The 11298-nt window shown below is 37.0% G+C and carries 11 protein-coding genes and 1 pseudogene; 8 read left to right on the top strand and 4 right to left on the bottom strand.

From position 1 onward, the window contains the following. Nucleotides 1-104 (top strand): annotated as a pseudogene (locus DV434_RS07930) (IS1595 family transposase); the annotation flags it as partial. 10 nt (nt 105-114) lie between these two features. Here DV434_RS07930 and DV434_RS07925 read toward each other — a convergent pair. The 3 genes from DV434_RS07925 to rng form a co-directional block, all read right to left on the bottom strand. Next, entirely contained in the window at nt 115-399 is a 285-nt protein-coding gene (locus tag DV434_RS07925) for a hypothetical protein (protein WP_239992744.1), read from the bottom strand. A gap of 20 nt (nt 400-419) precedes the next feature. After that, the gene (locus DV434_RS07920; RefSeq protein ID WP_118784720.1) at nt 420-1679 is read right to left on the bottom strand and encodes a glycine zipper domain-containing protein; all 1260 of its coding nucleotides are present in this window, start codon (nt 1677-1679) and stop codon (nt 420-422) included. A gap of 81 nt (nt 1680-1760) precedes the next feature. Further along, on the bottom strand, nt 1761-3236 hold the full coding sequence (rng, locus tag DV434_RS07915; protein WP_118784721.1) for a ribonuclease G: 1476 nt from the start codon (nt 3234-3236) through the stop codon (nt 1761-1763). Between the two features lie 115 nt (nt 3237-3351). Between rng and putP the strand changes: the two genes are divergently transcribed. Both putP and cmoB read left to right on the top strand, forming a co-directional pair. Further along, nucleotides 3352-4869: a sodium/proline symporter PutP gene (gene putP / locus DV434_RS07910; RefSeq protein ID WP_118784722.1), complete on the top strand. Its 1518-nt coding sequence runs from the start codon at nt 3352-3354 to the stop codon at nt 4867-4869. Further along, nucleotides 4866-5831: a tRNA 5-methoxyuridine(34)/uridine 5-oxyacetic acid(34) synthase CmoB gene (gene cmoB, locus DV434_RS07905; protein ID WP_118784723.1), complete on the top strand. Its 966-nt coding sequence runs from the start codon at nt 4866-4868 to the stop codon at nt 5829-5831. The genes putP and cmoB overlap by 4 nt, the downstream gene beginning before the upstream one ends. Nucleotides 5832-5880: 49 nt before the next feature. Here the strand turns inward: cmoB and cdd are convergent, their stop codons facing one another. After that, nucleotides 5881-6759 (bottom strand): cytidine deaminase, encoded by an 879-nt coding sequence (cdd, locus tag DV434_RS07900; RefSeq protein ID WP_118784724.1) that lies wholly within the window; start codon nt 6757-6759, stop codon nt 5881-5883. A 269-nt stretch (nt 6760-7028) separates the two neighbouring features. Here cdd and DV434_RS07895 point away from each other — a divergent pair, with 269 nt between their 5' ends. From DV434_RS07895 to DV434_RS07875, 5 genes are all read left to right on the top strand, one after another. Next, on the top strand, nt 7029-7511 hold the full coding sequence (locus DV434_RS07895) for a Dps family protein (protein ID WP_005641835.1): 483 nt from the start codon (nt 7029-7031) through the stop codon (nt 7509-7511). Nucleotides 7512-7843: 332 nt separating this feature from the next. Then, complete coding sequence (locus DV434_RS07890) at nt 7844-8608, top strand: glycosyltransferase (protein WP_192881451.1); 765 nt, start codon at nt 7844-7846, stop codon at nt 8606-8608. A 104-nt stretch (nt 8609-8712) separates the two neighbouring features. Next, nucleotides 8713-10263 carry an anthranilate synthase component I gene (trpE, locus tag DV434_RS07885; RefSeq protein WP_192881444.1) on the top strand — a complete coding sequence of 517 codons (1551 nt, stop codon included), beginning with the start codon at nt 8713-8715 and terminating at the stop codon, nt 10261-10263. A gap of 12 nt (nt 10264-10275) precedes the next feature. Then, nucleotides 10276-10857 carry an aminodeoxychorismate/anthranilate synthase component II gene (locus DV434_RS07880; protein ID WP_118784727.1) on the top strand — a complete coding sequence of 194 codons (582 nt, stop codon included), beginning with the start codon at nt 10276-10278 and terminating at the stop codon, nt 10855-10857. A 48-nt stretch (nt 10858-10905) separates the two neighbouring features. Next, entirely contained in the window at nt 10906-11292 is a 387-nt protein-coding gene (locus DV434_RS07875; protein ID WP_005636019.1) for a tautomerase family protein, read from the top strand. Nucleotides 11293-11298: the final 6 nt, after the last annotated feature.

Genomic DNA, 11298 nt, shown 5'->3' with positions numbered 1-11298 from the left:
AAGAGCATTTTGAGCTATATTTAAAGGAATGTGAATGGCGTTTTAACAACAGTGAAATAAAATCTCAAATTTCCATTTTAAAACAATTAGTTAAGGGGATTTAGATCTAGTTATCTAGTACAGCCCCTTAATTAAAATTAAGTTATTTTCTAAATCTTCATGGCGAAGATGATTAAAAATCTTCTCAAAACTCGTTAGACTGTCATCAATAATTTCTTTGTTTTCAAATTTTACTCTTCCATAAGCTAAATTATATTCGATAACATTAAAATTAAGCTGTTCAGCGACTTCACTCGTTAATTTATCGATACGAGCTAATTCAGTCGTTTTTAAATAAAAGGCGGTGTATCCTGCTTGTATATAATCAATAATTTGTTGTGTTAGATTTTGTTTTTTCATATTTTTCACTCTAAAGAAAATTACCAACTGAGTAAACTTCTGATTCCACTTACGATAGAACTAACTACGCTTTCGGCTGCACTAGAAACCGAAGAAACAAATGATTTTGCTGTATCTTTCACTGTATCAATCACTTTATCCGCTACTTTCTTGGCTGTTTCTGCCACAGGTTTTACGACTTTCTCACTTAACCATCCGCCTGCTTTTTCACCAAGAAAACCGCCAACTACGCTACCGATAGTCGTACCAACAGGACCAGCTAATGAACCGACTGTAGCTCCTATCTTAGAACCTAATTTTGCTCCATTTTTACGCAAGAAAAGGTCGGCTTTCTGTTCTAAATTAGTAATCGTTTGAGCAACAACAAATTTTGCTTTCTCTGCTGCTACATCCGCTGCCTTTAGTACGCCTCGCTCAACCCGATCAAATAAGCGAATGTCATCCCAACCATTAGCAACACTCAAAGTTAAATCTTGCACGCGACTTAACACACTCCCTGCTTTGCCTACAACTTTTTCCAGTTTATCTAAGCCTGCAAAAGCATCTTTAATCCAACCTTTTTTAGCAGAAACCACCACGCCGCCCGAAACAGCAATTTGTACACCTTTATTTTCAGCAGTATCCACAGCACTACGAATAATTTTTTGTAATTCTTCTCCGTGAGACAAATTTTTCTTGCCTAAAAAAGAATTTACTAAACGTGAACCTACACTTTTTAATCCCCAGCCCATCAAATTTAATTGAGCATTTAATTTAGCTCGTTTAATCGTTTTCTGATTAAGTGCTTCATCCTCCATAGGTAAGGATATTTCTTGCCCAGTCAAAAAGCCAAAGTAATTGCGATTAGCATCAGATAATGCATTATCTACTTCTTGAGCAAGTTCAGTTGAATTAAGTTGATATTCTTCAGCTAAAATATCAATTTTATTTTGATAAAAATTTTCAATAGTTTTACGTTTATTGAGATGTTTCTCTAACTCCACCTGATTGACAGTTAAACGTTCAATCGTATGGATAATTGTGTTAGCTGTCTCTATTTTTTCTTGCTCGTTTTCCCAAATATCTGGATATTGATCAAAACGGAACTTCAGCCATTGTTCAATCGGCTGATGACGACCATTAATCAGATAATCATCTAAGAATGCATTAATAGTTTGAAAGGTATTTTTCTTCGCTTCATCATTCGTAAAAAGTGCATTTTCGGCTTGTTCTGCCAACACCATTTGCGTTTTATCTTGTTTAAGATTATTGAAAAGCTGATCGATTTGTTGATCTTGCATCGTTATTTCCTCAATTCTTGGTTATATAAAAGTGCGGTGAAAATCTCAAAAATTTTTCACCGCACTTTATTGAAACAGGGTTTACATCACCACCACATCAAACTGTTCTTGGTTATAAAACTGTTCTGTTTTCACCTTCACTCGTTTACCAATAAACATTTCCACTTCTGGCAGTAAGCCGTGAGATTCTTCATTAATAAGATATTCGGAAACCGCTGGCGAGGCATAAACAACAAATTGTTCGCTACTGAATAAATGATAAACCCGAATAATTTCACGCATAATTTCGTAGCAAACTGTCTCGACCGTTTTCACCCGGCCACGTCCATGGCAAGTTGGGCATTCATCACATAGCACATGCTCTAAACTTTCACGGGTTCTCTTACGAGTCATTTCCACAAGGCCTAATTGCGTAAAGCCATTCACATTAGTTTTCACACGATCTTTAGAAAGAGCATCACATAAAGATTCCAACACTCGATTGCGATGTTCATCTGTTTGCATATCAATAAAATCAATAATGATTATGCCACCAAGATTACGTAGTTGTAGTTGCTGAGCAATAGCTTTAGTTGCTTCAATATTAGTATTGAAGATAGTTTCTTCTAGATTACGATGTCCCACAAATGCGCCTGTATTAATATCAATGGTGGTCATGGCTTCTGTTTGCTCGATAATTAAATAACCACCCGATTTGAGATTAACACGTTTATCTAGCGCTGTTTGGATCGCATTTTCAACCCCATACACATCAAAGATAGGTTGATTACCAGAATAAAGAACGAGTTTATCGCTTAGTTCAGGCATAAATTCATCGGTAAACTCTTTCACTTCACCAAAGCAAAGTTTAGAGTCGATACGAATTTTTTCTAAGTTCGTACCAATAAAATCACGCAAAATACGTTGTGGAAGCGCTGGCTCACCGTAGATTTTTGATTTGGTTGGATACTTAGATTTACGTTCTAAAACTTTCCGCCATAAGCGTTTTAAAAATTCAGCATCCTGACGTAATTCTTCTTCGCTTGCCCCTTCTGTAGCGGTACGAATAATAAAACCGCCGAGTTCATCACAAAAAGGTTCAACTAATGCTTTTAAACGGGCACGTTCTTCTTCGCTTTCAATACGTTGTGAAACGCCTACGTGGCTATTTTCTGGCATAAAAACAAGATGACGCGATGGCAATGTGATGTCTGTTGTTAAACGTGCGCCTTTTGTACCAAGGGGATCTTTTACCACTTGTACAACAATATCCTGCCCTTCGCGTACTAATTCTGAAATGCTCTTAACTTTAAATTGCTTTTGTTCACTTTCATCTACACATTCTGTGTGGGATACAATATCAGCAGCATGTAAAAAAGCCGCTTTTTCTAAACCAATATCAACAAAAGCCGACTGCATTCCAGGCAGCACTCGAGTGACACGACCTTTATAAATATTTCCAACAATTCCTCGTTTGGCTTGGCGTTCAATGTGCACTTCGCGCAACATTCCTGTTTCTACTAGCGCAATGCGTGTTTCGTTAGGAGTTACGTTCATCAATAACTCTACAGCATCCATTTTATATTCCTAATTTCTTAAATTTCATCAAATATTCAGTCTAAATAGAATAATAGCCCGAAATAAGGTAAAATGCACCCTTTCTAAAATTTTTAACCCATTTTGGACTTTTTAAATGTTTGGATTCGACCCAACTCTTGTTACTTTTACTATTTATATTTTCGGGATGTTACTGATTGGCGTACTCGCCTATTATTACACGAATAATTTATCAGATTACATTCTCGGTGGACGTCGTTTAGGAAGCTTTGTCACCGCAATGTCTGCTGGTGCTTCAGATATGTCTGGTTGGCTTTTAATGGGCTTGCCTGGTGCGGTATATTTATCAGGCTTAGTTGAAGGCTGGATTGCTATTGGTTTAACTATCGGGGCTTATTTTAACTGGCTTTTAGTGGCTGGTCGTTTGCGTGTTTATACAGAATTAAATAATAATGCCCTCACCCTCCCAGAATATTTTCACAATCGTTTTGGTTCATCACACAAATTATTAAAACTTGTTTCTGCCACCATTATTTTAGTGTTTTTTACTATTTATTGTGCTTCGGGTGTAGTTGCAGGTGCAAAATTATTCCAAAATTTATTTTCGGTCGAATATTCCACCGCACTTTGGTATGGAGCATTAGCCACTATTCTCTACACTTTTATTGGTGGTTTTTTAGCAGTAAGTTGGACAGATACCATTCAAGCAACCCTTATGATTTTTGCGCTGCTCTTAACGCCTATTTTTGTGTTATTAAGCATTGGCGATACCGCTCAATTTTCCTCGGTATTAGCGCAAGCTGAAGCGGCTGCCAATAAAGATTTTACAGATTTATTTACTGCCACCACTACGCCACTTGGTCTATTAAGCCTTGCCGCTTGGGGATTGGGATATTTTGGACAGCCACATATTTTAGCGCGTTTTATGGCGGCTTATTCTGTTAAATCATTGATCAAAGCTCGTCGCATTAGTATGACATGGATGGTGCTTTGCTTAGGTGGAGCAATCGGTATTGGCTTCTTCGCGATTCCTTATTTCTTTGCTAATCCAAACATTGCAGGCACAGTCAATAATGAACCGGAACAAGTCTTTATTGAACTCGCTAAACTTTTGTTTAATCCTTGGATCGCAGGCATATTACTTTCAGCTATTTTAGCTGCAGTAATGAGTACATTAAGTGCGCAATTGTTAATTTCTTCTAGCTCAATCACAGAAGATTTCTACAAAGGTTTTATTCGCCCTAACGCATCAGAAAAAGAGCTCGTATGGCTTGGAAGAATTATGGTATTAGTTATTGCAGCACTTGCTATCTGGATCGCACAAGATGAAAACAGCAAAGTATTAAAACTTGTAGAATTCGCTTGGGCGGGATTTGGTAGTGCGTTTGGTCCTGTTGTACTTTTCTCTCTTTTCTGGAAACGAATGACATCATCGGGCGCAATGGCAGGTATGCTGGTAGGTGCAGTGACAGTATTTGCGTGGAAAGAAGTTATTCCAGCTGATACCGATTGGTTTAAAGTATATGAAATGATTCCGGGCTTTGCTTTCGCCAGCCTAGCAATTATTGTTATTTCATTGCTTTCCAACAAACCAGAACAAGATATTCTTAATACCTTTGATAAAGCAGAAAAGGCTTATAAGGAAGCAAAATGATCGACTTTCGCCCTTTTTATCAACAAATTGCGACCACAAATTTATCAGACTGGTTAGAAACCTTACCGCGCCAATTAAAAGAGTGGGAAAATCAAACTCATGCTGATTATGCTAAATGGAGCAAAATTGTTGATTTTTTGCCTGATTTACAAGCTGACAAAATCGATCTAAAAAGTGCGGTAAAATCTGACCGCACTTTTCCCCTTTCAACAGGAGAAAAACAACGAATTATCCATCATTTAAAGCAATTAATGCCGTGGCGAAAAGGGCCTTATCATCTTTTTGGCATTCATATTGATTGTGAATGGCGTTCAGATTTTAAATGGAATCGTGTTCTTCCTCACTTATCGCCATTGCAAGGTCGCACTATTTTAGATGTGGGTTGTGGCAGCGGTTATCATATGTGGAGAATGGTAGGCGAAGGCGCAAAAATGGTCGTCGGGATTGATCCTACCGAGCTTTTCCTTTGCCAATTTGAAGCAGTACGCAAGCTACTTAATAATGATCGTCGAGCAAATCTTATCCCACTTGGTATTGAGCAAATGCAGCCATTAGCGGCATTTGACACTGTATTTTCAATGGGCGTACTCTATCATCGTAAATCCCCATTAGATCATTTAAGCCAGTTGAAAAATCAATTGGTAAAAGGTGGCGAATTGGTATTAGAAACCTTAGTGGTAGATGGCGATGTAAATACCGTGCTCGTACCGGCAGATCGCTATGCAAAAATGAAAAATGTTTATTTTATCCCCTCTGTCGCGGCACTAATCAATTGGCTAGAAAAAGTTGGCTTTACCAACGTACGTTGTGTGGATGTAGCAATAACCACATTAGAGGAACAGCGTAAAACTGATTGGTTGGAAAATGAAAGCCTGATTGATTTCTTAGATCCAAATGATCACAGTAAAACCATTGAAGGTTATCAAGCACCGAAAAGAGCGGTAATTTTAGCGAACAAATAAAAAAGGGAAATTATTCCCTTTTTTATTTTCCATCAAGAATCTTTCATACTTACAATGAATGATACTCTAATTTCACTGATGTTAATGTAGAGAGCAGCGCTTCAGCCATCGTTTTATGGCTTAGTTTTAATGCTTTTTCAGCCATCACAACTCGCTCAATATTAGTCAATTTTTTATCATTTAAATACGCAAAATTAAGTGCAGTTTGCAACGCTGGCAAACTCGGATTAAATGCGGCGTTTTCTGCATAACGTCCTGTCACTACATCACCATTTTTAAATAAAATCGCAATGCCATGCGGGCTATTTGAATAAGGACAATGAGATTGATTTGCCGCCAAAATAGCTTGATTAACCAAATCATCTTGGTGATCAGCCACTAAATCATGATTTTCTTCCGCTAAAAGATGCGCCGCAATATCGAGATCTTTTGGACCAAAAGCATCTGGTAAATAAGAATGTAACGGATTATTTTGGCTATGTGGTAAATGAATTGAAATTTTTTCAGCTCCATGCAATTCATTCATAAATTGACGACAATGCCCGCACGGCGTGTAATTAACCACCATTTCTGAAATACGACGTTCATTACGCAACCATGCATGAGAAATAGCACTTTGCTCTGCATGAATCGTTTGCTGAATGGCTGAATTAGAAAATTCTTGATTCGCACCAAAATAAAAATCACCTCGTTCACCAATAGCGATGGTCCCCACATTAAAATGAGAAATAGCGGTATGGCTATAACTCGCCGCAATTGGTAACAAATGCATAGCTAATTTTAATGGCGTAAGTTCAAAATCACGACAAAGCTGATCCACTTGGGAATGATTTAAAAAGCCAGCCCAATTTTGCAAACGAATTTCATCAACAATAGCTTGATTGAGTGCATCATATTGTGGCAATGCGTGCTTAATAAGTTCTTGCATAAGACATCCTTAAAATATTAAAAATTATAACTATACTTATTAAAGCAAAATTTACTGTCAGCTGCGACCCTTTACCAAAGTATTCCTTATAACTGTGATCCTGATCACTTATTTTGATAGATTAAAATTATTACAATTTATTAACATATAGTCAAAGGCTATCAATTTTATTGAATAGAACAATTTCACAGCAAATTCTAGAAACGTATAATACCCATATCAAAGGCAGGGCATTAGCTCAATTATTTAACTAGAAAAAGGAAATTATTATGTCAAAAACATCTATCGGATTAGACAAAGTTCAATCAGCAGAATTAGCCAATAAACTTAACGAATTACTTGCAACCTACCAAGTATTCTATACTAATGTACGTGGTTACCACTGGAACATTAAAGGTGTGAATTTCTTTGCATTACACGCAAAATTTGAAGAAATCTACACAGATTTAATCACCAAAGTTGATGAAGTTGCAGAACGTATTTTAACTTTAGGTTACACACCAGATAACGCATATAGCCAATACTTAAAAGTATCTCGTATTAAAGAAGATATCGCAGTAAGCGGCGCACAAGAATGTTTATCAGGCACATTACAAGGTTTAAAAACATTACTTGAACAACAACGTGAAATTCTTGCTCTTGCAGGTGATGCTGATGACGAAGGTACTGCATCGCAAATGAGTGACTACATTAAAGAACAAGAAAAATTGGTATGGATGTTCCAAGCAGCTTGCCAAACTTGCCATGCTTAATGGGTAAATTTCAACTCTAACGAAAACTAACCTGCAATCTATCTAACTTAACAAAGTTAGATGTATTTAAGAACCAAGTTCTACTTTTCTAAGAACTTGGTTTTTTTATTTTAAATTGAGTTTACAAAAATAAAGTGAAAAAAATCTCATAAGTGCTATTATCCGCTCACTTTATGTTTATCGTTGCATACATTTAAGATCAAAAAAATTAAACGTATATTTGTGTTAATCAAAGGTTATTGTAAAAATGAAAGGGATCTATACTGATGAACCAACCAGATGGTAAAACAGTTGCGGTAGTGACTTCAACAATTGGTCGTCCAGAATTAGCTTTGGCTATTAAAAGCGTACAAAATCAAACTTATCCATGTAAGCATTATGTATTTGTCGATGGTGATATTTTCTGGAATAAGGCTAAATCTATATTAGAACAATTCCCCGATGTGATTCCAATTTACTTGCCCATGAATACTGGAAAAAATGGAATACTTAACGGAGCCATTAACGCAGCAGCGGCTTTTCTTGTAGAAGAAGACATTATTTGTTATTTAGATGATGACAATCAGCTACGAGAAGATCACGTAGAAAGTTTAGTAAAAGTGATTGAACAAGGTGCTGATTTTGCTTATTCCTTACGTTCTTTTTACGATTCAAATCATCAATTTATCTGTCATGATGATTTTGAATCACTCGGAAATTGGACTACAAAAAGCGATATTTTCGTAGATGTTAAAATAGAAGATATTCAGCAACAAATACATTTTAATTTTAACGGAATCAATGCTCATATCGATACCAATTGTTATGCCGTGCCTCGCGAAATAGCGCAGAAAGCTGCACATGGTTGGCATACTCCATCTATCGGTGATCGAGGATTTTTGTCTGCTTTAAAAGATTTGGGTTTAATGGGACAAACCTCTGGAAAATATACCGTAAAATACACTGTCGATTTTAATAAAATTATAGCAGTTCGTCGTTTCTTCCCTCAATTAACACTATCAGATGAAATAAATGATCATATTTCTGCCAGTATATTAAAGCTGATTAATCAGCAAAATATTGAATATTACGAAGGTCGCCCTTGGGCAAAGGAATAAAAATAAACGTTTTTCATTAAAAAACATAAAAAATGTTAATTCAGGCTTGACTTATTTCTTATGCACTAGTTTAATAGTACAAAAATTTTCTAAAGGATATCAATATGCAAACTCAAGCCTTTATTGCGGTGACAGCTCAACCCGTTCCTTATTATGCTGACACTACTGCTATTTTTAATACACTTTGCCAGCCTAATTCAAATTCTCTTCTACTCGACTCTGCCGAAATCGGGAGTAAAAATAGTTTACAAAGTCTTATTTTAGTTAATGCTGCAGTTAAGATAACCTGTTTAGGTCACAACGTCACATTTAAAGCTTTAAATAAGAATGGAAAACAAGTTTTAAAAGAAATTCATCCAAAATTAACCGCACTTGGAAAAGTAAGTGCGGTCAATTTTGATGATGAATTTTCTGTACAATTTTCGCCACTTGATAATCAACTCGATGAAGATAGCAAATTACAGTCTGCCACTATTTTTGATGGACTGCGTATTATTTCTAGTCTTTATCAACATAGCCAAACACCTATTTTCTTAGGCGGATTATTTGCTTACGATCTCGTCGCAAATTTTATTCCAATGGATGGCATTACATTGCAACATGATAGTATCTACTGCCCTGATTACAGTTTCTATCTTGCCGAACACCTCATTACTATCGACCATCAAAATCAACAAGCAACACTAAAAAGTTTCTGTTTTGCTCAAGAAGAACAAGTTAATATTGCGAAAACTTCACTTTCTATCGCACAAAAACTAAAAAATATTGATAACCTTCTTTCTATTAAAGCGGCAAGTGATGAAGTTAAAACAAACTTTGAAGATCCTGAATTTACCAGCATTGTGAAAGCATTAAAACACCATATTAACATTGGTGATGTCTTCCAAATTGTGCCCTCTCGCCGTTTCTCCCTAGCTTGCCCAAATACATTAGCCAGTTACGCTCAACTCAAACAAAATAATCCAAGCCCTTATATGTTCTATATGCATGATGAAGACTTTATTTTATTTGGTGCATCGCCAGAAAGTGCACTGAAATATGAACCTGAAAATCGTCAGTTAGAAATTTACCCAATCGCAGGTTCACGCCCTCGTGGTTTTGATGCTCACGGCAATGTCGATCCTGAATTGGATGCACGTTTAGAACTAGAACTTCGCCTTGATCACAAAGAACAAGCGGAACATTTAATGTTGGTTGATTTAGCGCGTAACGACATTGCTCGAGTTTGCCAAAGCGGTACTCGTAAAGTAGCTGAATTAATGCAGGTGGATCGCTATTCTCACATCATGCATTTGGTCTCTCGAGTAGTGGGTAAATTACGCCCTGAGTTAGATGCACTTCACGCCTATCAAGCCTGTATGAATATGGGCACCTTAACTGGTGCGCCAAAAATCAAAGCAATGCAGCTTATTTATCAATTTGAGCAACAAAAACGCCATAGTTACGGTGGTGCGGTGGGTTATCTCACGTCTGATGGACATTTTGATACCTGTATCGTGATTCGTTCTGCCTTCGTACAAAATGGAATAGCCCATGTACAAGCAGGTTGCGGTGAAGTGTTGGATTCTGATCCACAAATGGAAGCTGATGAGACACGCCACAAAGCTGCGGCTGTCTTAAAAGCAATTCGTCAAGTTAATACACAAGCAAAATAAGGAAGAATTATTATGGCTCATATTTTATTTTTAGATAACTTCGATTCCTTCACTTACAATCTTGTGGATCAATTTCGTGTATTGGGTCACAACGTCACAATTTACCGCAATGACTGCGATTTAGAAAAACTGGTAGAAACCGCACTCAATACACCTGATACCATTCTTGCACTTTCTCCAGGGCCAGGAACACCAGCAGAAGCAGGGATTTTACTGCCATTAATCGAACGCTTAAAAAATCAAGTGCCGATTATTGGAATTTGTTTAGGGCATCAAGCGTTGATTCAAGCCTTTGGCGGGAAGGTTGTTCTCGCTGGCGAAGTGTTGCATGGTAAAGTTTCTCGTATCACCCATGATAACGAAGCCATGTTTAAAGATCTTACTAATCCAATGCCTGTTGCGCGTTATCATTCTTTAATGGGACAAAATTTACCAAAAGAATTTATCGTCAATGCGGAATATAATGGCATTATCATGGCAATTCGTCATCGCGATTTACCCATTTGCGCATTCCAATTTCACCCTGAAAGTATTTTAACTGTGCAAGGTTCGCAATTATTACAACAATCAATTGAATGGTTGTTAAATAGATAAGACATCAAAAAGTGCGGTGATTTTTAACCGCACTTTAAAGGAGAAAAAATGATCACCGTATTCGGACTTAAATCCAAACTCGCACCACGTCGTGAACAACTGGCAGAAGTCATTTATAACAGTCTCTATCTCGGCTTAGATATTCCGAAAGGTAAACACGCGATTCGCTTTTTGTGTTTAGAAAAAGAAGATTTTTACTACCCTTTTGATCGTAGCGATGATTACACGGTCATCGAAATCAACCTGATGGCTGGTCGTATGGAAGGCACGAAAAAACGCTTGATAAAAATGCTGTTTAGTGAATTAGAGTACAAACTCGGCATCCGTGCTCACGATGTGGAAATTACGATTAAAGAACAGCCGGCGCATTGCTGGGGTTTCCGCGGAATGACTGGCGATGAGGCGCGCGATTTAGATTACGATATTTATGTTTAATAAAAT

It is taken from the genome of Haemophilus haemolyticus (assembly GCF_003493685.1).
Lineage (GTDB): Bacteria > Pseudomonadota > Gammaproteobacteria > Enterobacterales > Pasteurellaceae > Haemophilus > Haemophilus haemolyticus_O.
Note: the sequence above shows the minus strand (reverse complement) of the source record. Positions and strands in the feature narration are given on the sequence as shown.

Coding starts and splice junctions, on each gene's coding strand:
- trpE (WP_192881444.1), top strand. CDS start 8,713: ATGCAAACTCAAGCCTTTATTGCGGTGACAGCTCAACCCGTTCCTTAT.
- cdd (WP_118784724.1), bottom strand. CDS start 6,759: ATGCAAGAACTTATTAAGCACGCATTGCCACAATATGATGCACTCAAT.
- DV434_RS07895 (WP_005641835.1), top strand. CDS start 7,029: ATGTCAAAAACATCTATCGGATTAGACAAAGTTCAATCAGCAGAATTA.
- DV434_RS07880 (WP_118784727.1), top strand. CDS start 10,276: ATGGCTCATATTTTATTTTTAGATAACTTCGATTCCTTCACTTACAAT.
- DV434_RS07875 (WP_005636019.1), top strand. CDS start 10,906: ATGATCACCGTATTCGGACTTAAATCCAAACTCGCACCACGTCGTGAA.
- putP (WP_118784722.1), top strand. CDS start 3,352: ATGTTTGGATTCGACCCAACTCTTGTTACTTTTACTATTTATATTTTC.
- cmoB (WP_118784723.1), top strand. CDS start 4,866: ATGATCGACTTTCGCCCTTTTTATCAACAAATTGCGACCACAAATTTA.
- rng (WP_118784721.1), bottom strand. CDS start 3,236: ATGGATGCTGTAGAGTTATTGATGAACGTAACTCCTAACGAAACACGC.
- DV434_RS07920 (WP_118784720.1), bottom strand. CDS start 1,679: ATGCAAGATCAACAAATCGATCAGCTTTTCAATAATCTTAAACAAGAT.
- DV434_RS07925 (WP_239992744.1), bottom strand. CDS start 399: ATGAAAAAACAAAATCTAACACAACAAATTATTGATTATATACAAGCA.